Origin of the sequence: Streptomyces sp. NPDC015032 (genome assembly GCF_043080425.1) — a bacterium.
In the GTDB taxonomy this organism is placed as follows: domain Bacteria; phylum Actinomycetota; class Actinomycetes; order Streptomycetales; family Streptomycetaceae; genus Streptomyces.
The window spans coordinates 214,978-239,217 of sequence record NZ_JBIBVN010000010.1 but is presented as its reverse complement, the minus strand read 5'-3'; the positions used below and the strand labels follow the sequence as shown (position 1 = coordinate 239,217).

The window sequence follows — 24,240 nt, the reverse complement described above, 5'->3', positions numbered from 1 at the left end:
CGTGGGGAAACGTTTCTCGGGCGCTGGGTGCGGTCGTACGCGAGCAGGCAGGGAGCGGCGGGGGGGGGGGGGGCCCCCCGGGGGGGGGGCCCCCCCCCCCCCCCCCCGCTTCCCCGGTGACCGGATGCTTCCCCGGTGACCGGATCCGTCAGATCGTGCCCAGCTTGATGATCGACAGCAGTGCGATCAGCTGGATCGCGGATGCGCCCAGCGCCTTCGGCCACGGCAGGTCGTGCGATTTGCTCACCATCGAGGTGAAGAGCGCGGCCGAGGCCAGCCAGGTGATCCAGCCGAGGATCTGGACCAGGGAGTTCTCGCCGCCGAGGAAGAGCGCGAATATCAGGCGGGGAGCGTCCGTGATCGACATGATCAGCATGGAGAGGCCCACGGTCGGCTGCCAGGAGCCGTCGCCCCCGAGCTGGCGGGCGAGGGTGTGCGTGACCGCGCCCAGGACCAGGCCGCCGATGACGAAGCCGATGCCCGTGATGATGACGTAGGGGACCGCCGTGGAGATCGTCGCGTTGATCGCGTCGTCCCGGGCCTGGTCGAAGCCGAAGAGGGCCAGCAGACCGTACAGGAACGTGACGACGAGCGCCGGACCCCAGACCGGGTAGTCGCGCATCTGCCAGAACGTCGGCCCCGGACGCAGCACGATGCCGGCGAGCAGGTCCTTCCACGGCAGCCGCGGACCGGCGGGCTGGGCGGGGGCCTGGCCGGCCCGGTAGGTGTTGCTGTCGCCGTACGGGTCCTCACCGATGCTGAACGCCTGGGTGTGCCCTGGGGAGTTGGCGTACGGGTCGCCCTGCTGGGGGGATCCGTGGGGGTGGTGGGGCTGTTGGTACGGGTCGCCGAAGTACTCCGGTTCGCCGTGGTTGCCACCGCCCTGGCCGCCGGCGTTGTTGCCGTGGCCGTAGCCGCCGTTGTTGTACGGGGGCGGGGCGCCGTTGCCTCCCGCCGGTGGCCATGGCTGCTGCCCGTACGGCGGTGGTGCCTGTGTGCCGTACGGCTGCTGCCGCGGTTGCTGCTGCGCCTGCTGCGGGGTGCGGTTGTCCCGGCCGCGTCCGATCCTGAATCCAGCCACGTCATCGAACGTACCTGGTCCGCGCGGGTGCGGTCAGAGGGCCTGGGCAACCTGCCCGCCATTGCGGCCGAGCTGTGACATCCCCTAGGGGGAATCCCGGGGCCCCGGAGGGCCGGCCCCAGGGGCGGACACGGGACTTGCGCGGGAAACGGGAAAGCAGAAGCGGCCGGTCCTGCCCCCGAGGCAGGTCCGGCCGCTTCTGTCGCACGACAGCCCGAGCTACTTCACCGGCTCCGGCTCCGGTGCGTCCGCCGACTCCGTCTCACCGGCCGGGTCGGCCGGGGCCTTCACGGAGTCCAGCAGCAGCTGCGACACGTCGACCACCTGGACCGACTCCTTCGCCTTGCCGTCGTTCTTCTTGCCGTTGACCGAGTCGGTCAGCATGACCAGGCAGAACGGGCAGGCGGTGGAGACGATGTCGGGGTTCAGCGACAGAGCCTCGTCGACGCGCTCGTTGTTGATGCGCTTGCCGATCCGCTCCTCCATCCACATCCGGGCACCACCGGCACCGCAGCAGAAGCCGCGCTCCTTGTGGCGGTGCATCTCCTCGTTCCTGAGGCCCGGGACCTTCGCGATGATCTCGCGCGGCGGGGTGTAGATCTTGTTGTGACGGCCCAGGTAGCACGGGTCGTGGTACGTGATCAGGCCCTCGACCGGTGTCACCGGGATCAGCTTGCCCTCGTCGATGAGGTGCTGGAGCAGCTGGGTGTGGTGGATGACCTCGTACTCGCCGCCGAGCTGCGGGTACTCGTTGGCGATCGTGTTGAAGCAGTGCGGGCAGGTCGCGACGATCTTCTTCGAGGACTTCGGCTTCTTCGTCGCCTCGTCCACGCCCCCGTCCTCGTCGAGGGACTCGCCGAACGCCATGTTCAGCATCGCGACGTTCTCCTGGCCGAGCTGCTGGAACAGCGGCTCGTTGCCCAGGCGGCGGGCCGAGTCGCCGGTGCACTTCTCGTCGCCGCCCATGATCGCGAACTTGACGCCCGCGATGTGGAGGAGCTCCGCGAAGGCCTTGGTGGTCTTCTTGGCGCGGTCTTCGAGAGCGCCCGCGCAGCCGACCCAGTACAGGTAGTCGACCTCGGACAGGTCCTCGACGTCCTTGCCGACGATCGGGACCTCGAAGTCGACCTCCTTGGTCCACTCGACGCGCTGCTTCTTGGCGAGCCCCCAGGGGTTGCCCTTCTTCTCCAGGTTCTTGAGCATCGTGCCCGCCTCGGACGGGAACGCGGACTCGATCATCACCTGGTAGCGGCGCATGTCGACGATGTGGTCGATGTGCTCGATGTCGACCGGGCACTGCTCGACGCACGCACCACAGGTGGTGCAGGACCACAGCACGTCCGGGTCGATGACACCGTTCTCCTCGGCCGTGCCGATCAGCGGGCGCTCGGCCTCCGCGAGAGCCGCGGCCGGGACGTCCTTCAGCTGCTCCTCGGACGCCTTCTCGTTGCCCTCCATGTCCTTGCCGCCGCCGGCCAGCAGATAGGGGGCCTTGGCGTGCGCGTGGTCGCGCAGGGACATGATCAGGAGCTTCGGGGAGAGCGGCTTGCCCGTGTTCCAGGCCGGGCACTGCGACTGGCAGCGACCGCACTCCGTGCACGTGGAGAAGTCGAGGATGCCCTTCCAGGAGAACTGCTCGACCTGGGAGACACCGAAGACGTCGTCCTCGCCCGGATCCTCGAAGTCGATCTCCTTGCCGCCGGAGGTCATGGGCTGGAGGGCACCGAGCGCCGACGCCCCGTCCGCGTTCCGCTTGAACCAGATGTTCGGGAAGCCGAGGAAGCGGTGCCAGGCGACACCCATGTTGGTGTTGAGCGAGACCGTGATCATCCAGATCAGCGAGGTGCCGATCTTGATCATCGCGACGAAGTAGATGAGGTTCTGCAGAGTGCCGAGAGCGAGCCCCTTGAAGGCGAGGACCAGGGGGTACGAGATGAAGTACGAGGCCTCGTAGCCCTCCACGTGGTGGATCGCGCCCTCCAGGCCGCGCAGGGTCAGGATCGCCAGGCCGATGATGAGGATGACGTACTCGACGAAGTACGCCTGCCATGCCTTGGAGCCCGCGAAACGGGACTTGCGGCCGGCCCGCGAGGGCAGGTTCAGCAGCCGGATGGCGATCAGCACGACGATGCCGACCGTCGTCATCAGACCGATGAACTCGGTGAACATCTCGAACGGCGGCCAGTTGCCGACGATCGGCAGGACCCAGTCGGCCTTGAAGAGCTGTCCGTACGCCTGGAGCAGCGTCGGCGGCAGTGTCAGGAAGCCGATGGCGACGAACCAGTGCGCGAAGCCGACGATCCCCCACCGGTTCATCCGGGTGTGGCCGAGGAACTCCTTGACCAGGGTGATCGTGCGCTGCTTCGGGTTGTCGGTGCGACTGCCCGCCGGGACCGGCTGTCCGAGCGTGACGAACCGGTAGATCTGCGCGACGGCTCGGGCGATGAGCGCAACGCCGACCACAGTCAGCACCAGCGACACGATGATCGCGGCGAGTTGCATTTGGGGGCTCCTCGGGCCTGCGAGGGTGGGATTCCAGCGTCTACAAGCGAATACTGGCGCTTACTAAGCAGTAACTTAATCAGTCTGTGCTGACACTATCCACTTATTCCGCCGCTCTGTAGCCGCACCGGCGGTGATCTGTGTCGCTCAGGTGCGCCTTGCCGCGCCGGGCGAGTCCGCGGACCGCCCGGCGCAGCGGAGTGTGTACGGCTCGCATCAGGATGGCCAGGTCGAGTCCCACCCAGTGGTGCTCGGCGTAGTGCTGGTCGAGCAGGGCGGGTTCGTCCCACGGCATTCCCGAGCGGGAGTGAACCTGTGCCAGGCCGGTGAGGCCCGGTTTCAGTTCCTGCCGCCAGTGTCTCGCGGCGGGGGCGGTGCCGGACGCGGGGGTATCGGTACCGGCCCCGTCGTCGCCTGCCCCGGCGGTCCGGGAGGTCCGGGCGGTCCCGGTGGCTTCGGCGATGTGGCCGGCCCCGGCGGTCCGGGCCCGGTAGTCGTCCGGTGTCAGGGGTTCCGGCCCGACGAGGGAGAGGTCTCCCCGTACGACATGCGGCAGCCGGGAGAGCAGATCCAGCCGGAGTCGCCGGGTGCGCAGCGAGCGCAGCACGAAGGGGTGGCCGCCCAGGCCGATCCGGGGTGACCGGGTCAGTACGCCGCCCGGGGGCCGTCGTGCCGCGAGGGCGAGGGCTCCCGCGGCGAGCAGGGGGGTGGCCACGGCCAGCAGGACCGAGCCGAGAGCCAGATCCAGTACGCGCTTGGCCGACGGCCCCTCCCGTCGCCGCGCCCACTGCCATGCCTGTTGCCGTGCCCGTTGCCAGGCCGGCGGCCACTGCGGCGCCCGCCGTCGTTGCGATGCCCATGGCCGCGCCCCTTGCCGTGCCCCTTGCGGCGTCGGCCGCCACTGCCGCCGAGACGCCCGCCATCCCTGGCCCGGTCCTCCCCGTCTCTGCCCCTGCCGCCACGTCCGCTGCGGTCCTCCCTGGCCCTGCCCCTGCCCCTGCCCCTGCCCCTGCCTTTGTCTCTGCCTCTGCCTCTGCCTCTGCATCGTTCGCACCTGCCTGGGGTCGGGTGGATCGGAAGGGCCGGCTGCCGGTTTTGCGTGACTCGCGGCATTTTGTAACAGAACGATCCCATGGCGCGATGATGGGTGGGCGCTGCGCGGCCCACGAGGTAGGTGGGTGTCGTGCGTGCATCTTTCGATTCGCGCCAGGTGCGTGCACGATAGTTGAGTCTCCTCGACTCAACTCTGTTGACACCCAGGCGGCGGTCATGCATCCTTGAGTCAGTTGCACTCAAGTAGTCAAGCTGGAGGAATTGAAATGGCACGTGCGGTCGGCATCGACCTGGGCACGACTAACTCCGTCGTCAGCGTTCTCGAAGGCGGCGAGCCCACCGTCATCACCAACGCAGAGGGCGCCAGGACCACGCCGTCCGTCGTCGCCTTCGCGAAGAACGGCGAGGTGCTGGTCGGCGAGGTCGCCAAGCGCCAGGCGGTGACCAACGTCGACAGGACCATCCGCTCCGTCAAGCGCCACATGGGCACTGACTGGAAGATCGACCTGGACGGCAAGAGCTTCAACCCGCAGCAGATGAGCGCCTTCATCCTGCAGAAGCTGAAGCGCGACGCCGAGGCGTACCTGGGTGAGAAGGTGACCGACGCGGTCATCACCGTCCCCGCGTACTTCAACGACTCCGAGCGTCAGGCGACGAAGGAGGCCGGCGAGATCGCGGGCCTCAACGTCCTGCGTATCGTCAACGAGCCGACGGCCGCCGCCCTGGCGTACGGCCTCGACAAGGACGACCAGACGATCCTCGTCTTCGACCTCGGCGGCGGCACCTTCGACGTGTCCCTCCTGGAGATCGGCGACGGCGTTGTCGAGGTGAAGGCCACCAACGGTGACAACCAGCTCGGTGGTGACGACTGGGACCAGCGCGTCGTCGACTACCTGGTGAAGCAGTTCGCCAACGGGCACGGCGTGGACCTGTCCAAGGACAAGATGGCTCTCCAGCGTCTCCGTGAGGCCGCGGAGAAGGCGAAGATCGAGCTCTCGTCCTCGACCGAGACCACGATCAACCTGCCCTACATCACGGCGTCCGCCGAGGGCCCGCTGCACCTGGACGAGAAGCTCACGCGCTCGCAGTTCCAGCAGCTGACCGCGGACCTCCTGGACCGCTGCCAGACCCCGTTCCACAACGTCATCAAGGACGCGGGAATCCAGCTCTCCGAGATCGACCACGTCGTTCTCGTCGGTGGCTCCACCCGTATGCCGGCCGTCGCCGAGCTCGTCAAGGAGCTGACCGGCGGCCAGGAGGCCAACAAGAGCGTGAACCCGGACGAGGTCGTCGCCATCGGCGCCTCGCTCCAGGCCGGTGTCCTCAAGGGCGAGGTCAAGGACGTCCTGCTGCTCGACGTCACCCCGCTGTCCCTCGGCATCGAGACCAAGGGAGGGATCATGACGAAGCTCATCGAGCGCAACACCACGATCCCGACCAAGCGCTCCGAGATCTTCACGACGGCCGAGGACAACCAGCCGTCCGTGCAGATCCAGGTCTACCAGGGCGAGCGCGAGATCGCGGCGTACAACAAGAAGCTCGGCATGTTCGAGCTGACCGGCCTGCCGCCGGCCCCGCGCGGCGTCCCGCAGATCGAGGTCGCCTTCGACATCGACGCGAACGGCATCATGCACGTCGCCGCCAAGGACCTCGGCACCGGCAAGGAGCAGAAGATGACCGTCACCGGCGGCTCCTCGCTGCCGAAGGACGAGGTCAACCGGATGCGTGAGGAGGCCGAGCAGTACGCGGAGGAGGACCACCGCCGCCGCGAGGCCGCCGAGTCCCGCAACCAGGGCGAGCAGCTCGTCTACCAGACCGAGAAGTTCCTCAAGGACAACGAGGACAAGGTCCCCGGTGACGTGAAGACGGAGGTGGAGACCGCGCTCACCGAGCTGAAGGAGAAGCTCAAGGGTGAGGACACCGCCGAGATCCGTACCGCCACCGAGAAGGTCGCGGCCGTCTCCCAGAAGCTGGGCCAGGCGATGTACGCCAACGCCCAGGCCGACGGCGGCCCGCAGGGTGACGCGCAGCCGGGCGCCCAGCAGGCCAAGGCCGACGACGACGTCGTCGACGCCGAGATCGTGGACGACGCGAAGGACGCGAAGGGCGGTGCGGTGTGACCGAGGAGACTCCGGGCTTCGAGGAGAAGCCCGACGTCCCCTCCGGCGACACCCCCGACGGAGCCGAGCCGAAGGACGCCCCCTCCTCTTCGGAGAAGGAGGCGCCCCCGGCCGGGGACGCAGCGCAGACAGTCGGTCTGACGGCCCAGCTGGACCAGGTCCGCACCGCGCTCAACGAGCGCACGGGCGACCTCCAGCGGCTCCAGGCCGAGTACCAGAACTACCGCCGCCGCGTCGAGCGGGACCGGGCCACGGTCAAGGAGATCGCCGTCGCGGGTCTCCTGTCCGAGCTCCTGCCCGTGCTCGACGACGTCGGCCGGGCCCGGGACCACGGCGAGCTCGTGGGCGGGTTCAAGTCGGTGGCCGAGTCTCTTGAGACGGTCGTCGCCAAGCTGGGCCTGCAGCAGTTCGGCAAGGAGGGCGAGCCCTTCGACCCGACGATCCACGAAGCCCTGATGCACTCGTACGCGCCGGACGTCACCGAGACGACCTGCGTGGCGATCCTGCAGCCGGGGTATCGGATCGGCGAGCGCACCATCCGCCCCGCGCGGGTGGCAGTGGCCGAACCCCAGCCGGGTGCGACACCGGCCACGGCCAAGGAAGAGAAGGCAACCGACGAGGAGAGCGGTGGCACCGAGGAGGTCTGACATCCCGTCTGACCACCTCGCTGCCTGCCGCCCGGCCATGCGACCGGCCAACGGGCCGGCCGCATGGCCGATCGTCCGGAAGGAGGGACGTCGATGAGCACGAAGGACTTCGTCGAGAAGGACTACTACAAGGTCCTCGGCGTCCCCAAGGACGCCACCGACGCCGAGATCAAGAAGGCGTACCGGAAGCTCGCCCGCGAGTTCCACCCGGATGCCAACAAGGGCGACGACAAGGCGGAGGAGCGCTTCAAGGAGATCTCCGAGGCGAATGACGTCCTCGGCGACAGCAAGAAGCGCAAGGAGTACGACGAGGCGCGCGCCCTCTTCGGCAACGGCGGCTTCAGGGCCGGCCCCGGCGGCGCCGGAGGCAACTTCAACTTCGACCTGGGCGACCTCTTCGGAGGCACCCAGGGCGGAGGTGCGGGCGGCGGAGCCGGTGGTTTCGGCGGGGGCGGCAGCGGCGGTCTGGGCGATGTCTTCGGCGGCCTGTTCAACCGGGGCGGTACGGGGACGCGGGTGCAGCCGCGCCGCGGCCAGGACATCGAGTCCGAGGTGACGCTCAGCTTCACCGAGGCGGTCGACGGGGCCACGGTCCCGTTGCGGATGTCCAGCCAGGCGCCCTGCAAGGCGTGTTCCGGCACCGGTGACAAGAACGGCACCCCCAGGGTCTGCCCGACCTGTCTCGGCACCGGCCAGGTGTCGCGCGGCACCGGCGGCGGCTTCTCGCTCACCGATCCCTGCGTGGACTGCAAGGGCCGGGGCCTCATCGCCCAGGACCCCTGCGACGTCTGCAAGGGCAGCGGACGGGCGAAGTCCTCCCGGACCATGCAGGTCAGGATTCCGGCGGGCGTCTCGGACGGCCAGCGGATCCGGCTGCGCGGCAAGGGCGGTCCGGGCGAGCGCGGTGGACCGGCCGGCGATCTGTACGTCGTGGTCCATGTCGACGCCCACCCCGTGTTCGGCCGCAAGGGAGACAACCTCACGGTCACCGTGCCCGTCGACTTCACGGAGGCGGCGCTCGGCGGCGAGGTGAAGGTGCCCACGCTCGGCGGCCCGCCGGTCACCCTGAAGCTGCCGGCCGGCACCCCCAACGGGCGTACGATGCGCGCCCGGGGCAAGGGTGCCGTACGCAAGGACGGCACCCGGGGCGACCTGCTGGTCACCGTCGAGGTGGCGGTGCCCGGCGAGCTCGGCACCGAGGCCAGGGAAGCACTGGAGGCCTATCGGAAGGCGACTGCGGGCCGTGACCCGCGGGCGGAGCTCTTCCGGGCAGCGAAGGGAGCTTGAGGTGGACGGCCGACGACGCAATCCGTACGAACTGACCGATGAATCGCCGGTGTACGTGATCTCGATCGCGGCCCAGCTCTCGGGCCTCCATCCGCAGACACTGCGCCAGTACGACCGCCTGGGCCTGGTCTCTCCGGACCGCACGGCCGGGCGCGGCAGACGCTACTCGGCCCGCGACATCGAGCTGCTGCGCACCGTGCAGCAGCTGTCGCAGGACGAGGGCATCAACCTCGCCGGCATCAAGCGCATCATCGAGCTGGAGAACCAGGTCGCGGCCCTCCAGCAGCGCGTCGCCGAGCTCTCGTCGGCCCTCGACGGCGCGGCGGCGGCGATGCAGCAGCGCGAGGCCCAGGTGCACGCCTCGTACCGGCGCGATCTGGTGCCGTACCAGGATGTGCAGCAGGCCGGCGCGTTGGTGGTCTGGCGGCCGAAGCGGCCGAAGGACTGAGCGGGTTCGCACCCGCACGACGAGCGAGGCCCGTCACCCGTTCCGCACCGGGTGACGGGCCTCGGGCTCTTTCGGTCCGCGGCCCTCGCGGGCTTCGGGGCGGGCGGGCGATGCCGTGCCGTACGACGGTGACACAGGCGCCGGCCGGAGCCGTTCCACGAGCGGGGTGGCCTGCCTTCGCGCTTCCTCAGCGCGGGTCCTGTTCCAGAATCCCCGACCGGGCGATCAGATAGCCGAGCTGGGCCCGGCTGGTGCTGCCCAGGGCGGCGGCGAGTTTGGCGACATGTGCCCGGCACGTGCGGACGTTCATGCCGAGGCGGCGGGCGATGGAGTCGTCGACGTGGCCCTCGATGAGGAGTTGGGCGATGGAGCGCTGAACACCGCTGATGCCCCGGGGAGTCGGGTCGTACTTGACTTCCTCCAGGAGCGGGGCGGCCCTGGTCCAGAGTTGCTCGAATACCTTGACGAGATATTCGACCAGTCCGGGATGGCGGAGTTCCAGGGCGACTTGCCGGTCGTCCTGGGCGGGGATGAAAGCTACCGTCCGGTCGAAGATGATCAGGCGCTCGATGAGCTCTTCGAGCGTCCTGATCTCCACGTTCTCGTCCGCTATGCGCTCCGCGTACGCCAGGGTGCTGGGACTGTGGCGCACGGTGTGCTGGTACAGGGTGCGGATCCTGACGCCTCGGTGGACCACCGACAGGCCGCGCTCCAGGGACTTGCTGAGGCTGTCCTCGTTCCTGCCGCCGCCGGGCTGGACGGTGAGGACTTCGGTGCGGCAGTCTGCGGTGGCCAGGTCGAGGGCGCCGTCGATCCGGTTGACGCCCTCCAGCACGGTGATCGCGTGGGTGGTCGGCGGGCCCTGGGCGCTGATGTCCATGAAGGGCTCGAAGGATTCGGTCAGTTCCACCGAGTGCCGTCGACGCTCCTGGATCTCCCGCTCCAGGGGGTGCAGATGCTGCGCGAGGGCGACGGACGGCGGAACGGGCCGGAGCCAGTCCGGATCGTCGGGATCGGGATGCAACAGGGCGAAGTCCATCAGACAAGGCGCCGGTTCCACCTCTACGCGGGCTATGCGCCCCGAGCGCAGTGCGCTGGCGTAAAGATGCCCTCCCTCATCGCATAGTTCGGTGATCCCGTGAGAATGTGTCGGCTTTGTGTGCCTTGTGGCCAAATCTTCACCCCCCAGGTTCCTGAACATGCAGGAACATGATGCATCGACTCAGTGGTGTTCGCGTGCCCAGGTGGGACATCGTCTTAAGTGCGGGGGAGAAGAATCCACAAGTGAGGACGAAGCCGACTATGTACAAGCGAATGCTTCGCTCGGCGCTTGCCGCCTCGTTCGTCGCGGCCCTGGGCTTTGGGCTGGGCGGTGGCGACATTGGCTGGAACAGCGAGGCGGCTACCGCGAGTGATATCGGTTGGGTCGCTCCGGTTGCCGCGCAGGGCGATATCGGTTGGGTCGCCCCGGCTGCCACGGCGGACGACATCGGTTGGGTCGTTCAGGCCGCCACGTCGGGTGACATCGGCTGGGATGCTCCGGCTGCGGGCGCAGGTGACATCGGCTGGTCGACTCCAGCAGGCGCGGACGCATGACCATCCCGCCGGACGACCGGACCTTCCGGCGCGAGATGGCCACGGCCTACCGATCGGGCTGGCATTTCATCGATCTCGTCACGGCCCTCCCCCGTCGTGGCGACTCGCTGATGGTCACTCTGTTCGGCGACCCCGTCGTTGTCGCACGAGAAGACGACGGCGAAGTACGCGCCTACCGTTGCCTCCGCAAGCCGCGGGGAGCACCGCAGCCCGTCCGCTGCGCGATCCGGTACGACATGATCTTCGTCAACCTCGACCGGCGGGACCACCAGCTGTTCGAGCCAGAGACTATTTCCGCCACCCCCCGCAGTGCCTGAGCGATCCCCCGTCGTTACATGTCGCTCAGTCACTCCCCCACACAACGGCGCCATCGTGACCTGAACACGGTGGCGCCGTTGTGCTGCCCGGAGCGGATTTTGCGGTTTCCCGCCCGCCCGGTCCGCCCAGGTTTTCCTCACGCCTTGCCGAGCGCCCGGTCCAGGGTGATCTCGATGACGACGCGGTCCGGGTTGGGCGCCGGCGTGCGCTTGTAGCGTTCCTCGTAGCGGCGCACCGCGTCGGCCACCACCTCCGGCTCCGTGCGTACCGTCGCGCGGCCCTCCAGGGTCGCCCAGCGGCGCCGGTCGACCTGGCAGACCGCGACCCGTGCGCCGTCCGGGCCCGCGGCCAGGACGTTGGCGGCCTTCTGCGTGTTCTTGCCGGTGATGACGCGGGCGAGCCCTGCCTCGGGGTCGTACGTCACGCCCACCGGCACCACGTGCGGCGTGCCGTCGGAGCGGGGTGTGGTCAGGGTGCACAGGTGGTGCTCGCGCCAGAACGCGAGGTACTCGGGGCTCGGATTCGTCACGTCGACTGCCATGGGGAACAGCGTAGGCAGCGTGGGCCGGCGCGCCGCTCCCGCGGTGGCGGAGGCCCTCTGAGGCCGGTTGACTCGAATTGACTCGAATTGACTCGAATCGGACGCGCCATCGGCCGGAAGGGTGCACGGTACTCGGGTTGAGTGGAATAGACTCAACTTTGTACACGTTGACTCAGTCAGTGTTGTGGAGAGAGCCAGTCACCGCAAGGAGGAGAAAGCGCACGTGGACGCCGAGCTGACCAACAAGAGCCGGGACGCCATCAACGCGGCCACCAGCCGGGCCGTGAAGGACGGACACCCCGATCTGACCCCCGGACACCTGCTGCTCGCGCTGCTTGAGGGTGAAGGACGACAAGCAAGCGCGAACATCATCGATCTGCTCGCCGCCGTCGAGGCCGACCAGATCGCCGTACGCACCGAGACGGAGCGGCTCCTGGGTGCCGAGCCCAGCGTGACCGGGTCGACCGTCGCGCCTCCGCAGCCCAACCGTGAGCTGCTCGCCGTCATCGCGGATGCCGCGCAGCGCGCGAAGGAGCTCGGCGACGACTACATCTCCACCGAGCACCTGCTGATCGGTATCGCCGCCAAGGGCGGCCGTGCCGGTGAGATCCTGAGCGCTCAGGGGGCCGGCGCGAAGAAGCTGCTGGACGCATTCGAGAAGAGCAGGGGAGGGCGCCGGGTGACCACACCCGACCCGGAGGGCCAGTACAAGGCCCTGGAGAAGTTCGGTACGGACTTCACGGCCGCCGCCAGGGAGGGCAAGCTCGACCCGGTCATCGGACGTGACCAGGAGATCCGGCGCGTCGTCCAGGTCCTGTCGCGGCGTACGAAGAACAACCCCGTACTCATCGGCGAGCCCGGCGTCGGCAAGACCGCCGTCGTCGAGGGGCTCGCCCAGCGCATCGTCAAGGGTGACGTCCCCGAGTCCCTGCGGAACAAGCGGCTCGTCTCGCTCGACCTCGGCGCCATGGTCGCGGGCGCCAAGTACCGCGGCGAGTTCGAGGAACGGCTGAAGGCCGTCCTCTCCGAGATCAAGGAGAGCGACGGGCAGATCATCACCTTCATCGACGAGCTGCACACCGTCGTCGGCGCGGGTGCCGGCGGCGACTCCGCCATGGACGCCGGCAACATGCTCAAGCCGATGCTGGCCCGCGGCGAGCTCCGCATGGTCGGCGCGACCACGCTCGACGAGTACCGCGAGCGGATCGAGAAGGACCCCGCCCTGGAACGCCGCTTCCAGCAGGTGCTGGTGGCGGAGCCGACGGTCGAGGACACCATCGCGATCCTGCGCGGCCTCAAGGGCCGTTACGAGGCCCACCACAAGGTCTCCATCGCGGACTCCGCGCTGGTCGCCGCCGCGACCCTGTCCGACCGCTACATCACCTCGCGTTTCCTCCCCGACAAGGCCATCGACCTGGTCGACGAGTCGGCGTCCCGGCTGCGCATGGAGATCGACTCCTCGCCCGTCGAGATCGACGAGCTCCAGCGCGCCGTCGACCGCCTCCACATGGAGGAGCTGGCCCTCAAGAACGAGACCGACGCGGGCTCCAGGCAGCGCCTGGAGAAACTCCGCCGCGACCTCGCCGACAAGGAGGAGGAGCTGCGCGGCCTCACCGCCCGCTGGGAGAAGGAGAAGCAGGGCCTCAACCGCGTCGGTGAGCTGAAGGAACGCCTCGACGAACTGCACGGCCAGGCCGAACGCGCCCAGCGCGACGGCGACTTCGACACCGCGTCCAAGCTGCTCTACGGGGAGATCCCCGGTCTGGAGCGGGAACTGGCCGAGGCGACCGAGGCCGAGCAGGAGGCCGCCGAGGACACGATGGTGAAGGAGGAGGTCGGCCCGGACGACATCGCCGACGTCGTCGGCTCCTGGACCGGCATCCCCGCCGGGCGGCTGCTGGAGGGCGAGACCCAGAAGCTGCTCCGGATGGAGGACGAGCTCGGCAAGCGCCTCATCGGGCAGACCGAGGCCGTGCGGGCGGTGTCGGACGCGGTACGCCGCACCCGCGCCGGAATCGCCGACCCCGACCGGCCCACCGGTTCGTTCCTCTTCCTCGGCCCCACCGGTGTCGGCAAGACGGAGCTCGCGAAGGCGCTCGCCGACTTCCTGTTCGACGACGAGCGGGCCATGGTCCGCATCGACATGAGCGAGTACAGCGAGAAGCACAGCGTGGCGCGGCTGGTCGGCGCCCCGCCCGGTTACGTCGGCTACGAGGAGGGCGGCCAGCTCACGGAGGCGGTCCGCCGCCGCCCGTACAGCGTCGTCCTGCTGGACGAGGTCGAGAAGGCCCACCCCGAGGTCTTCGACATCCTGCTCCAGGTCCTCGACGACGGCCGGCTCACCGACGGACAGGGCCGGACGGTGGACTTCCGCAACACCATCCTGATCCTGACCTCCAACCTCGGCAGCCAGTTCCTGATGGACCCCCTGGCCGAGCCCGAGGTGAAGAAGCAGCAGGTCCTGGAGGTCGTACGGGCCTCGTTCAAGCCGGAGTTTCTCAACCGGCTCGACGACATGGTGGTCTTCTCCGCGCTGTCCGGCGACGAGCTCGCGCACATCGCGAAGCTCCAGATCGACCGGCTCGCCGGCCGCCTGGCCGAGCGCAGGCTCACCCTCGACGTCACCCCTCAGGCCCTGGCCTGGCTGGCGGAGGAGGGCAACGACCCGGCCTACGGAGCACGGCCGCTGCGCCGCCTCATCCAGACGGCGATCGGCGACCGGCTCGCGAAGGAGATCCTCGCGGGCGAGGTCAAGGACGGGGACACCGTCCGGGTGGACCGGGCCGGGGACGGGCTGCTCGTCGGCGCCGCGACCCCGGGGAAGACCTTGTAGGCGGCATACGGCCTGTTCGACGGTATATGCCCGGCCGAAAGACCACTGGTCCCGGCCGGGTACATGCCGTCTGCGCCGCAGTGCAAGAGAAGAAGAATTGCGGCGATTTCCGGAGAACAAGAAATTGACCGGAGGCGCCGGAGGGCGTTGCTCGACGTCGATATTGAGCCGAACGCCTCACTCCGCTTCGAGGTGCGGGTTTACTCCGTCATGCTCCGTTCCGGTCGTTCCACCAGCCCCTGACACGGGATCCGTGCCCGGAAGTCCCCGGTGTCCGCCCGAGGCGGCAGGAATAATCAGGACACTCCGCGGCGCCTTTGATGACCTGCCCGCGAAGAAGGTTAGATACCGAAATCGGCAGCCAGTAGCGTACGCGCATGACCGAGCGGATACGCGATGAGAAAGCCCCCGGGCCCGGAAAGTCCGGGCGTGACAATCTCATGCGACTCAGCGAATTTCGTACCCTCTGGGCTGCTTATGCCCAGTCGATCCTGGGCGACCAGTTGGCGCGCGTGGCCCTGTCGTTGCTGGTGTTCGAACGCACCGACTCGCCGGGATGGACCGCGGGGACGTACGCGCTGACCACCCTGCCCGCTCTGCTGTCCGGGGTGCTCCTCTCCGGCCTGGCGGACCGTTTCCCCCGGCGTACGGTCATGATCGGATGCGACCTGGTGCGGGCGGTGCTGGTCGGGCTGATGGCCCTGCCCGGGACGCCGCTGCCGCTGCTGGCCGGGCTGCTGGTGCTGGCGCAGCTGGCCGAGGCACCCTTCGGCGCCGCGCAGGGCGCGCTGCTGCCGACCGTGCTCGGCGAGCAGAGATACGAGCGGGGCCAGCGGGTCATGCTCATCACGCACCAGGCCGGACAGCTGGCCGGCTTCGCCGGCGGAGGTCTGCTGGTCGTATGGCTGGGCAGTCACGTCTCCCTCGCGGCGAACGCGGTGACGTTCCTTCTCTCGGCGGCCCTGGTCGGATTCGGGGTGAAGGCCCGCCCCGCGGCGAGTGCCGAGGAGGGAAGGACGCGACTGGGCGCCCAGGTCGGGAAGGCGGCCGCACTGATCTGGTCGGATTCACGGCTGCGGTCGCTGGTCGCGCTGGGCTGGCTCGCGGGGTTCGTCGTCCTGCCGGAGGGGCTGGCCGCCCCCTTCGCGGACGAGGCAGGCGGCGGCAGCGCCTCGGTGGGACTCCTGCTCGCCGCGCATCCGGCGGGAATGGTGGTGGGGGCAGCCCTTCTGGGGCGGGCCCAGGTCGGGGACGAGTGGCGGCGCCGCCTGCTCGGGCCGTTGGCGATCGGCGCGAATCTGCCGCTGATCGTCTACTGGTTCGGTCCCGGCGTGAGTGCGGCCATGCTCCTGTTGATGGTGTCGGGGGTGTGCTCCGCCTACCAGATCACCGCCGGAGCCACCTTCGTACTCCTGACCCCGGCCGGGCAGCGCGGCCAGGCGCTGGGACTCGCCAGGTCGGGGCTGATCGCCATGCAGGGGATCGGGGTGGCCGCGGGAGGCCTGGCGGCGGAGCTCTCCGGGTCGTCGGCGAACACCATCGGCGCGTCCGGACTTCTCGGAGTGCTGTGCGCGATCCTGGTCGCCGTCGCCTGGTCGCGGGCCCGGGAGTCCGGCGCGGGGATGATTCCCCGGAGGGCGTAGGACCCCTGGCCGTCCAACGCGGCTAGGGTCGACGGCAGGAAACCACGTGCGATCCACAGGAGTACCCAGCGATGTCTATCGACCCGTCCTCGATCCCCAACTTCGGGGGCCAGCCCGAACCGCAGGCGACAGGACCCGAGGGCCCCGTCGTCCCCGACCAGGACCTCGTCAAGCAGCTTCTCGAACAGATGGAGCTGAAGTACGTCGTCGACGACGAGGGTGACCTCGCGGCGCCGTGGGAGGAGTTCCGCACGTACTTCATGTTCCGCGGCGAGGACGAGCAGCAGGTCTTCTCGGTCCGTACGTTCTACGACCGCCCGCACGCCGCGGACCAGCGTCCGGTCCTGCTCGACGCGATCGACGACTGGAACCGCCGCACCCTGTGGCCCAAGGTCTACACGCACACCCACGAGCCCGAGGAGGGCTCCGAGGAGACCGAGGTCTCGGTCCGTCTGATCGGTGAGGCGCAGATGCTCATCGGTACGGGCGTCAGCCTGGAGCACTTCGTCTCGTCGACGGTCAGCTGGGTGCGCGCCTCGATCGAGTTCGACAAGTGGCTGCAGGAGCGGCTGGGCCTGACGCCGGCCGAGGAGAAGCCGGACGGCACGGAGCAGGCCGCTCCGGACGCCTGAGTCCCGCACGGAAGGGAGAGCCCGGCCCGGGCGGTGGTCCGCGTGACCACCGCTTCGGGCCGGGCTCTGTCGTGGTGGGGCGCCCTCCGCTCTCGTGTCGCGCCGCTGTCCGGCTCGGTGAGGGAACGTCACTCCGGTGCCGGTGATGGGCGGTTGCGGGTCATGGAGTCCTGGTCGCAGACCTGAGCAGGGCGTCGGCCCGCCACTTTCGTCACTGTTCCGCAACAGGCATGAACCGCCCCGCCGGACGCCCCGTACAGCCCGGTGTGCGCGGCTCAACGGCCGCGGCGACCCGAAACGAGAGAAGGAACCGACATGCCCGGCGGCAACATCAAGATCAGCCCGGAAGAGATGCGGGAGGCGTCGACCTGGCTGCAGCACCAGAAGGAACTGATGCAGCAGAGCCTCCACGAGGCCAACACCAAGATGGACGAGATGGTCGAGGCGGCCTACGCGACGCCGGGCTCCGAGACCAAGTTCCGTCCGTTCTGGGAGGAGTACAAGAACGGCACCGACAAGGCGATCGAGGGCCTGCAGGGCGTCAGCGAGTTCATCAAGCAGGTCGCCGACGCGTTCGTCGACACCGACGACCAGACGTCCGGCTCCATCGGCTGACGTGCCCTTGTGTCCGGTCCCGCCCTTCCGCGGCGGGACCGGACGGCGCCGGAGAGGAGGAACCGATGACCCGCATCAACGTCCCCCTTGATGACCTGAACGAGACGGTCAAGTCACTTGAGGACATCGGGGAGCGGATCAACAACACCGCGCGGCTCAGCGACATCGGATCGAAGGACGATGTGGGCGATTCGAAGCTCGCCGAGTCCCTCGCCGACTTCGACCACGCATGGGGCAAGGGCCACGAGAAGGTGCAGGACAACGTGAAGGTCTTCTCCGAGAACACGAAGAAGATCTCCGACGCCTTCACACAGACGGACGACGAGACCGTCAAGACGCTGGACGACTCCAAGAAGACCTGACGAAAGCCTGCTGGCAGAAGGGACATGCGTCATGACGCATCCGGTCACGGACCGGGCTACGGGGGCGCCCGCGCACTACAAGCTGCGCTACCCCGGCTCCTGGTGGCATCTGGACCTCGACCCGAGCACCCGGGACGCGTCCATCCGCCGCCGTATCGAGCACCAGGCGAAGGGGGTTCCGCAGTTCTCCCGCGAGCGGCTCGACGGCCTGATCCGCGACACCCGCCGGACCGCCCGCGAGGCCTACGCCCGGGGGGCGCTCCAGGCGGCGGGGATGGTCAGGTTCCCCGGCGGGGACGCGATGCTCAGCGCCACGTCCGTCGTGCTGCGGATGCCCGTGCCGGAGGATCAGTCGGCGGATCTGGCCGAGGTGCTGTTCGGGGCGAGCATGCAGGCCGGGGACCCGCAGAGCAGCGGGTACCCGCCGCGCGAGGTGGGTCTGCTGGAGCTTGTGGACGTCGGACCGGTCGGGCGGATCGCCTCGATCGAGGACATCGACTACAAGGGCACGCCGATCCGTACGGCGCTGCTGCACACGCTGTTCCCGATCCCGAACCGCCGGGAATACCTGCTGGTCTCCAGCTCCACGCCCAATGTGGACCTCAAGGACCAGTTCTTCGAGGTGTTCGACGCCATCGCGGGGACGCTGCGCTTCGTGGAAGTCGAGAGCAAGGGCACGGCTGTGCCGGCCGCACAGAGCCCGCAGGGCACGGACGAGAACGGAAAGTGAGGGCGCGGCAATGGCGCGGCCAGCGGTGTCCGACTGGGAGACGGTCTTCGGGTTCTCGGACGACCCGACGCCGGGCGATGCGGAGATGCTCGCGAAGCTCGCGGGCCAGTACCGGTCCGTCGCTGCCGACGCGGACCAGGCGCTCCCCATCGTCAGCGGTCTGAAGAACAGCCAGCTCGGTGAGGGTAAGGCCATGGACAAACTCCGGCACAAGCTCGGGGACCTGGCCAATCAGGTGGAGAAGCTGCACAGTTCGTACGACAAGGCGGCCCGCGCCCTGGACACGTACGCCGACCAGCTGGGGGACCATCAGCGCAAGGCCGACAACGCCCTGGTCGAAGGGCGGGACGCCAAGGAGCGGCTGCAGCGGGCCACCGATGCCGCCGCCGCGGCGGGGTCCGTGATCAGCGGCCTGGACGCGGCGGACCCGCCCCCGCCGGACGATGAGGCGGCCCGGCGCAGTGCGCGGCAGGCCATGGAGAATGCCCGGCACGACCAGTCCGCGGCGCAGGGGGACGTCGACAGCGCCCAGCGGGATCTCGACGCCGCCCGCATGCTCGCCGAGGACGCGCGGGAGCTGCGCGAGACGGACGCCGCGACGGCGGCCCGCGCCCTGGACGACGCGACGAGCGAGGCGGTCCCGGGCAAGAGCCTGTGGGAGAAGATCAAGGACATCTTCAAGAAGGTGCTCGGCTTCATCAGCGCCGCCCTGGGCATCATCGCCATGCTCATCCCCGGATTGCAGGGCCTGGGGCTCATCCTGACGATCGCCAGTCTGGTCACCGCCGCCATCCCCTTCATCATGAATATCGTGGACAGTATTCAGTCGGGCGAGTGGGATGTGCTCGACATGGTCCTCAGCGGCCTGGGGCTGGTGCTCGGCGGCGTCGGCCTGATCAAGATCGCCAAACTGGGCGGGATCGCGACCAAACTCAAGTCCGTCACGGGCGACCTCAGGACGATCCAGATCAACCTCAAGACCGTGGTTCCCGCCATCAAGTCGTTCACCGGGTTCAAGAACCCGGGCGACCTGGTCGCGAACGTGCTGAAGAACATCCCCGGTGGCGTGTTGAAGACACCGGGCGTCGTGAAGCAGCTGCCGGGCATCACCAACATCTGGACGAAGACGGCGGGGTGGATCGACCAGAGCTCGAACGTCATCGGGCTGGGCGGCTTCGCCTGGGCGATCAACGGCGCCGTCCCCGACGGGACGAAGGGCACGACCGTGCACGACCCCAGCTACGTGGAGGGATCGACCTGATCCGGGCCGCGTCCCGTCATGCGTGAGGGCTCCCGCTCCGGCCGTCGCCGGGGCGGGAGCCCTCTGCCGTGGGACCTCAGAGCCGGTGTGGGAACCCCCGCACAGGCGCTCAGCTCCCGGCCGGCGGGAGTATCGTCTCCGGGACCTGGACGGTGCGCAGCACGCCGTCGCCCAGGTGCAGGATCGCTCGCCCCGGGCGGGTCGCGCCCAGGCGGCTGCGGGGCACCTTGACGCCGATCAGTTCGCCGTCGCTCATGTTCTGCGGCTTCAGCAGCAGACCGCACCGGTTGCGGCGGGCCTCGGTGTGCCAGCCGGAGAAGCCGGAGGAGAGCCGGTCGGTCTGCCCGGAGATCACCAGGCCCCGGCCGTTCTCGGCGCCGGACTTGGCGATCTGGGTGAGGACGGGCTCGGCCTTCGTCTTCAGCAGCAGGTCGGCGTCGTCCAGGATCACCACGGCCCCCTGCGGCGAGGACGCCAGCGCCTCCTCCAGCGCGGTGGGGTCGATGTCGGACTCGTCGAAGACCGCGAGGACCCCGGGCCGTCCGGCGAGTTGGCGCAACGGCGACCTGGCGGGCGCGCCGACGACGACGGGCATCTCGACCGTCAGCAGCGACAGTGCCAGCGTCGCCAGGACGGTGCTGCGGCCGGAGCGGGCGGGCCCGGCGACGAGGAAGGTCGGCGTGATGGCGAAATCCGGCCCGAAGGCGGTGAGTTCGTCGCCGCCGACACCGGACAGGGCCCACCGTGCGGACGGCAGCGGCTGCGGCACGTACCGGGCCGCCTCCTCCCAGGTGAGCCGGTCCGGCAGGGTGTCGACGCGGAACGGCCGGGTGGCGTCCGGCAGCTGGGCCGCCTGCTCGCGGCAGTGCTCGGCGATCTGCTGGAGCGCCACGGCCTGCGCCTGGCCTTCCGGGTTGTCCGTGAGGAGCGCGATCTGCACCTCCGCCTTGTCGGCGGCACGGAACGCGCGGCCCGGCGGGATCTCGTCGGGCACGTTGCGCTGGGTGATGCCGATCATCCCGTACTCGGACTTCTCATTCAGCTTCAGCACGAGCTTGTCCTCGGTGGAGCCGTTGACCCGGCTGGAGAACAGCGCCCGGTCACCGGTCATCAGCAGATGGATGCCGACGCTCGCGCCGTCCCGGAGCAGGGTCAGCACGGAGCTCAGCAGGTTCCCGGAGTCGTACTCGCCGAGCTGCTTGTCGAAGACCTCCCACCGGTCGATGAACAGCACGATGTGCGGCGGCCGTTCGGCCTCCGGCAGGGCGCGGCGGAGCTCCGGCAGGTCGGCGCTGCCGCGGGCGGCGAGCATCTCCTGGCGCCGGGTCAGCTCCCCGGTCAGCCGGGCGAGCAGCCGGGCCACCCGGTCGGGCTGGGTGCGCTGGGTGATGGCCCCGCAGTGCGGCAGCCTCTCGATGGGCAGCAGCGCGCCGTTGCCGCAGTCGATGCCGTACATGTGCAGCCGGTCCGGGGAATGGGCGGAGGCCAGGGTGCCGGCGATGGTGCGCAGCGTCTGCGACCTGCCCTGCCGGGGCGAGCCGATGATGTGCAGGTGCCCGAGCGTCGCCGGGTCGATCACCAGGGGCAGCCGGGCCTGTTGTGCGGGCAGGTCCACCACGCCGTACGCGACGGGCGCGAGGTCGTAGTCCGAGGGCGGGGGCGCCGGCAGTTCGCCGGTGACCAGGACCTCGGGCAGCGGCGGGAGCCAGGGGCTGTGCTGTGCGGGGATGCCCATCTCCCGGTCCGCTTCGCGGATCGCCGTGACGAGCCCGGTGAGGTCGGTCTCCACCTCGGCGGGCACGGCCGCGCCGCGGGGCCGCGCCGGGAGCGGCTCGCCGAGCCGTTCCCAGCCGACCGTCACCGCCCAGGGGGCCGGCAGCGAGGTCGCCGCGGCACCGGGCCGGCGGCCGCCGACCCGTCCGGACTGGAACGGTACGAGGGAGTTCTGGCCCAGGCGCACATAGGCGCGACCGGGGGTGCTCTGCGAGATCCCGGCGGCCTCGGGAGAGTTGAGGACGTCCGTGCTCTCGCCGGCGTCCGTCACCCGGAGCGCGATGCGCAGGTTGGTGTTGGCGCGGATCTCCGAGGAGACGACGCCGCTGGGGCGCTGCGTCGCCAGGATCAGGTGGATGCCGAGGCTGCGGCCCCGCTGGGCGATGTTGACCAGACCCTTCACGAAGTCCGGCAGATCGCGCACCATCGAGGCGAACTCGTCGATGACGATGAGCAGCCGGGGCATCGGCGCGCGGCCCGCCGGGTTGCGTTCCAGCAGCTCGACGTAGTCCTCGATGTCCTTGGCGCCGGCCGCGGCGAGGATGTGCTCGCGCCGGGTGAGTTCCGCCGTCAGCGACACCAGGGCCCGCTCGACGAGGTGGGCGTCGAGGTCGGTGACCATGCCGACGGTGTGCGGCAGGTCCACGCAGTCCTTGAACGCCGAGCCGCCCTTGTAGTCGACCAGGACGAACGTCATCGCGTCCGGACGGTTCGCCACCGCGAGCGAGGCGACCAGCGTCTGGAGGAGTTCGGACTTGCCGGAGCCGGTGGTGCCGGCGACCAGCCCGTGCGGGCCGTCGCGCCGCAGGTCCAGGTAGAACGGGCCGTCCAGGGAGACGCCGACGGCCGCCCGGGTCGAGCGGCCCCCGGCCGTCCAGCGCGCCCGGATGCCGGCGGCCTGCGGCGGGTCGAGGGCGAGGACGTCGAGCAGCCGCGCGGAGCCGGGAAGCACCGCGGCCTCCTCGTCGGCCCCGCCCGGGTCCCGCAGCGGGCCCATCGCGCGGGCCAGCGAACGGCACCAGTCCAGGGACACCGCGTCGGGCCGGATGCCCCCGACGGTGCCCCGCCCGGAGCGTCCCACCCGTACGGTTCCGCCGGGCTCCTCGGCGACGACGGCGTGGCACTCCTCGGGCAGCAGCCGCTCCTCGGCGTCCAGGCAGACCGCGCGGACGCCGACGGCCGGTCCGTCGCGCAGGATCTGCGTCACGCCGGGCAGCGAACGCAGCCTGCGGGCTCCGTCGAGGATGACGAGCACGTCGGGCCCGGCGGGCCGGCTGCGCCGGTCCTCCCGTCCGGCGCGCTCGACGATCAGCGCGGTGAGTTCGGCGACCCGGCGGGCGCAGGTCTCCGTGCCGTAGCCGATGCTGGCCGGGATGTCGCCGGACTTCTTGCGCACATGCGGCAGCCAGCGCAGCCAGGACCAGCCGTCCCGGCCCCGTTCGCCGGTCGTCAGCAGATGGATCTGGAGGTCACGGGGGCTGTGCAGGACGGCGGCCTGGGCGACCGCCCAGCGCGCCACGGCGCGTGCGGCCGGGCCCTCGCCGGCGATGCCCAGGACGTCGTGCTCCCGCAGCGGAACGGTCACCGGGACGTCGTACGCGGTCCACGGGTCCTCGCGGCGGTGTTCGTCCTTGGTCGGGTCCTGGAGCACCACGGCGGAGTCCAGATCGGCGGTTCCGATGCGCAGTTCGAGGAAGTCGGCGTCGGAGGTACGGCGTTCCCACAGGCGGCGCCGGGGGCCGACGGCGGTCAGGACGACCTCGGCCGGGTCCGGGAAACCGCGGCGCCGGGCGGTGCGTTCGGCCGCCAGGGCGTTCGCCGCGTCGCCCTCGATGCGTGCCTTCTTCTCCTCGTAGGCGGCGACACTGCCGGAGTGGGTCTGGCGCCCGGTGCGCCGGCTCATCAGGTAGTTGCCGAGGATCGCGACCGGGGAGAGCAGCCCGAACAGCAGCATCGACATGCGGTCGAAGATCAGCGCCCCGGCCCCCGCCATCACCAGCGGGGCCGCCGCGGTGATCCACGGGAGCGGCCGGGGGGCGGGCGGGGCGGGCGGGGAGGGCAGGGTGAAGCGGGTGGCGGTCTCAGCCGGCCGCAGCCGCGGCGGCCGGTTGTAGTCCCAGCCGGTGCCGTCCTCCGATGGCTGCACGGCCGCGTCCGGCTTCTGCGGGAGGGCGAGTTCGAGCAGGCTGTCTCCGACGAGGAGCTGTGCGCCGGCCGGCCAGGCGGTCGCCTCGGCGAGGTCCTCGCGGTCCAGTTGCAGGGTGCCGCCGTCCGGCGCGGAGGCGTCGGGCGTGATGCGGCAGCGTCCTTGGGGGCCCACCGCCAGGACGGCGAACGGACGGTCCGGTACGGCGCGCAGCACCTGGGCGGTCCCGTCGTGGGCCAGACCGATCCGGTACTCACCCATGTCGAGCCGGTGCACGGAGCCCGCTCCGGTCCCGCCGACCGCACGGATCTCCACCAGCCCGTCCGGTTCGGCCGACGTGGCGCCCGCCGGGCGGCCCAGGCCCACGATGGCCGCGTGGTGGAGCGGCGCGTCCCGCAGCCGCATATCGGCGGGCAGCAGCCGGTCGCCGGCGTACAGGCCGAGGCCCTCCGGGGGCCGGTGGACGCCTCCCGCCCCGGCCAGCGCCTCCGCGACAGCGCTCACCGGCGTGTCGGGGTCGGCGTCGAGGTGGACGTCGAACGCGTCACCGTCCTCCTCGACCACGGTCAACATCAACGACACGAGAACGTCCTCCAGGCGGCGTGAATGGGGGGCCTCGGCAGCCGCACTCGGCGGCTCCCATGCCACTGAC

19 protein-coding genes and 1 pseudogene are annotated in these 24,240 nt (G+C 69.9%); 13 read left to right on the top strand and 7 right to left on the bottom strand.

Translation table 11 applies throughout. The features are described from left to right. Positions 1–148 precede the first annotated feature (148 nt). From ACF08M_RS17550 to ACF08M_RS17540, 3 genes are all read right to left on the bottom strand, one after another. A complete protein-coding gene (locus tag ACF08M_RS17550; RefSeq protein WP_392186129.1) occupies positions 149–1,081 on the bottom strand; it encodes a Yip1 family protein in 933 nt (310 codons plus the stop codon). A gap of 219 nt (positions 1,082–1,300) precedes the next feature. Then, on the bottom strand, positions 1,301–3,583 hold the full coding sequence (locus ACF08M_RS17545; protein WP_392186128.1) for a (Fe-S)-binding protein: 2,283 nt from the start codon (positions 3,581–3,583) through the stop codon (positions 1,301–1,303). A gap of 103 nt (positions 3,584–3,686) precedes the next feature. Continuing rightward, the gene (locus tag ACF08M_RS17540; protein ID WP_392186155.1) at positions 3,687–4,331 is read right to left on the bottom strand and encodes a sugar transferase; all 645 of its coding nucleotides are present in this window, start codon (positions 4,329–4,331) and stop codon (positions 3,687–3,689) included. 571 nt (positions 4,332–4,902) lie between these two features. Between ACF08M_RS17540 and dnaK the strand changes: the two genes are divergently transcribed. From dnaK to ACF08M_RS17520, 4 genes are all read left to right on the top strand, one after another. Next, positions 4,903–6,756: a molecular chaperone DnaK gene (dnaK, locus tag ACF08M_RS17535; protein WP_392186127.1), complete on the top strand. Its 1,854-nt coding sequence runs from the start codon at positions 4,903–4,905 to the stop codon at positions 6,754–6,756. Further along, positions 6,753–7,403, top strand: coding sequence for a nucleotide exchange factor GrpE (grpE, locus tag ACF08M_RS17530; RefSeq protein WP_392186126.1), 651 nt, complete (start codon positions 6,753–6,755; stop codon positions 7,401–7,403). Before dnaK ends, grpE begins: the two co-directional genes overlap by 4 nt. Before the next feature lie 93 nt (positions 7,404–7,496). Next, positions 7,497–8,690 (top strand): molecular chaperone DnaJ, encoded by a 1,194-nt coding sequence (dnaJ, locus tag ACF08M_RS17525; protein ID WP_392186125.1) that lies wholly within the window; start codon positions 7,497–7,499, stop codon positions 8,688–8,690. Position 8,691: 1 nt separating this feature from the next. Then, entirely contained in the window at positions 8,692–9,138 is a 447-nt protein-coding gene (locus ACF08M_RS17520; protein WP_392186124.1) for a heat shock protein transcriptional repressor HspR, read from the top strand. Positions 9,139–9,325: 187 nt separating this feature from the next. On the opposite strand, the gene ACF08M_RS17515 is transcribed toward ACF08M_RS17520, so the two are convergent. After that, a complete protein-coding gene (locus ACF08M_RS17515) occupies positions 9,326–10,339 on the bottom strand; it encodes a helix-turn-helix transcriptional regulator (RefSeq protein ID WP_392186123.1) in 1,014 nt (337 codons plus the stop codon). Positions 10,340–10,440: 101 nt separating this feature from the next. Between ACF08M_RS17515 and ACF08M_RS17510 the strand changes: the two genes are divergently transcribed. Together ACF08M_RS17510 and ACF08M_RS17505 are read left to right on the top strand one after the other, a co-directional pair. Further along, the gene (locus ACF08M_RS17510) at positions 10,441–10,734 is read left to right on the top strand and encodes a hypothetical protein (RefSeq protein ID WP_392186122.1); all 294 of its coding nucleotides are present in this window, start codon (positions 10,441–10,443) and stop codon (positions 10,732–10,734) included. Further along, entirely contained in the window at positions 10,731–11,051 is a 321-nt protein-coding gene (locus ACF08M_RS17505) for a (2Fe-2S)-binding protein (RefSeq protein WP_392186121.1), read from the top strand. Before ACF08M_RS17510 ends, ACF08M_RS17505 begins: the two co-directional genes overlap by 4 nt. Positions 11,052–11,188: 137 nt before the next feature. Here the strand turns inward: ACF08M_RS17505 and ACF08M_RS17500 are convergent, their stop codons facing one another. Then, on the bottom strand, positions 11,189–11,593 hold the full coding sequence (locus ACF08M_RS17500; RefSeq protein WP_392186120.1) for a pyridoxamine 5'-phosphate oxidase family protein: 405 nt from the start codon (positions 11,591–11,593) through the stop codon (positions 11,189–11,191). 223 nt (positions 11,594–11,816) lie between these two features. On the opposite strand from ACF08M_RS17500, the gene clpB reads away from it, so the two are divergent. The 7 genes from clpB to ACF08M_RS17465 all read left to right on the top strand — a co-directional run bounded on the left by clpB (position 11,817) and on the right by ACF08M_RS17465 (position 19,669). Beyond that, positions 11,817–14,426 (top strand): ATP-dependent chaperone ClpB, encoded by a 2,610-nt coding sequence (clpB, locus tag ACF08M_RS17495; RefSeq protein WP_392186119.1) that lies wholly within the window; start codon positions 11,817–11,819, stop codon positions 14,424–14,426. Between the two features lie 377 nt (positions 14,427–14,803). After that, entirely contained in the window at positions 14,804–16,069 is a 1,266-nt protein-coding gene (locus ACF08M_RS17490) for an MFS transporter (protein ID WP_392186118.1), read from the top strand. Between the two features lie 71 nt (positions 16,070–16,140). Beyond that, complete coding sequence (locus ACF08M_RS17485; RefSeq protein ID WP_392186117.1) at positions 16,141–16,701, top strand: YbjN domain-containing protein; 561 nt, start codon at positions 16,141–16,143, stop codon at positions 16,699–16,701. A gap of 315 nt (positions 16,702–17,016) precedes the next feature. Continuing rightward, positions 17,017–17,316, top strand: a complete 300-nt coding sequence (locus ACF08M_RS17480) for a WXG100 family type VII secretion target (RefSeq protein ID WP_327274356.1) — start codon at positions 17,017–17,019, stop codon at positions 17,314–17,316. Between the two features lie 65 nt (positions 17,317–17,381). After that, the gene (locus tag ACF08M_RS17475; protein WP_392186116.1) at positions 17,382–17,678 is read left to right on the top strand and encodes a hypothetical protein; all 297 of its coding nucleotides are present in this window, start codon (positions 17,382–17,384) and stop codon (positions 17,676–17,678) included. Between the two features lie 31 nt (positions 17,679–17,709). Continuing rightward, positions 17,710–18,408: a hypothetical protein gene (locus ACF08M_RS17470; protein WP_392186115.1), complete on the top strand. Its 699-nt coding sequence runs from the start codon at positions 17,710–17,712 to the stop codon at positions 18,406–18,408. Between the two features lie 10 nt (positions 18,409–18,418). After that, positions 18,419–19,669 carry a hypothetical protein gene (locus tag ACF08M_RS17465; protein WP_392186114.1) on the top strand — a complete coding sequence of 417 codons (1,251 nt, stop codon included), beginning with the start codon at positions 18,419–18,421 and terminating at the stop codon, positions 19,667–19,669. A gap of 109 nt (positions 19,670–19,778) precedes the next feature. On the opposite strand, the gene ACF08M_RS17460 is transcribed toward ACF08M_RS17465, so the two are convergent. Together ACF08M_RS17460 and ACF08M_RS17455 are read right to left on the bottom strand one after the other, a co-directional pair. Beyond that, positions 19,779–21,788, bottom strand: a complete 2,010-nt coding sequence (locus ACF08M_RS17460; RefSeq protein ID WP_392186154.1) for an FtsK/SpoIIIE domain-containing protein — start codon at positions 21,786–21,788, stop codon at positions 19,779–19,781. Next, positions 21,780–22,439: pseudogene (locus ACF08M_RS17455) on the bottom strand (FtsK/SpoIIIE domain-containing protein); the annotation flags it as partial. The pseudogene ACF08M_RS17455 and the gene ACF08M_RS17460, both read right to left, overlap by 9 nt. Positions 22,440–24,240 lie beyond the last annotated feature (1,801 nt).

What these genes read in the sequence shown, in the direction of transcription:
- ACF08M_RS17545 (WP_392186128.1), bottom strand. Translation starts at nt 3,583, where the DNA reads ATGCAACTCGCCGCGATCATCGTGTCGCTGGTGCTGACTGTGGTCGGC.
- dnaK (WP_392186127.1), top strand. Translation starts at nt 4,903, where the DNA reads ATGGCACGTGCGGTCGGCATCGACCTGGGCACGACTAACTCCGTCGTC.
- dnaJ (WP_392186125.1), top strand. Translation starts at nt 7,497, where the DNA reads ATGAGCACGAAGGACTTCGTCGAGAAGGACTACTACAAGGTCCTCGGC.
- ACF08M_RS17515 (WP_392186123.1), bottom strand. Translation starts at nt 10,339, where the DNA reads ATGTTCAGGAACCTGGGGGGTGAAGATTTGGCCACAAGGCACACAAAG.
- ACF08M_RS17510 (WP_392186122.1), top strand. Translation starts at nt 10,441, where the DNA reads ATGTACAAGCGAATGCTTCGCTCGGCGCTTGCCGCCTCGTTCGTCGCG.
- ACF08M_RS17505 (WP_392186121.1), top strand. Translation starts at nt 10,731, where the DNA reads ATGACCATCCCGCCGGACGACCGGACCTTCCGGCGCGAGATGGCCACG.
- ACF08M_RS17500 (WP_392186120.1), bottom strand. Translation starts at nt 11,593, where the DNA reads ATGGCAGTCGACGTGACGAATCCGAGCCCCGAGTACCTCGCGTTCTGG.
- ACF08M_RS17490 (WP_392186118.1), top strand. Translation starts at nt 14,804, where the DNA reads ATGACCGAGCGGATACGCGATGAGAAAGCCCCCGGGCCCGGAAAGTCC.
- ACF08M_RS17485 (WP_392186117.1), top strand. Translation starts at nt 16,141, where the DNA reads ATGTCTATCGACCCGTCCTCGATCCCCAACTTCGGGGGCCAGCCCGAA.
- ACF08M_RS17480 (WP_327274356.1), top strand. Translation starts at nt 17,017, where the DNA reads ATGCCCGGCGGCAACATCAAGATCAGCCCGGAAGAGATGCGGGAGGCG.
- ACF08M_RS17475 (WP_392186116.1), top strand. Translation starts at nt 17,382, where the DNA reads ATGACCCGCATCAACGTCCCCCTTGATGACCTGAACGAGACGGTCAAG.
- ACF08M_RS17470 (WP_392186115.1), top strand. Translation starts at nt 17,710, where the DNA reads ATGACGCATCCGGTCACGGACCGGGCTACGGGGGCGCCCGCGCACTAC.
- ACF08M_RS17465 (WP_392186114.1), top strand. Translation starts at nt 18,419, where the DNA reads ATGGCGCGGCCAGCGGTGTCCGACTGGGAGACGGTCTTCGGGTTCTCG.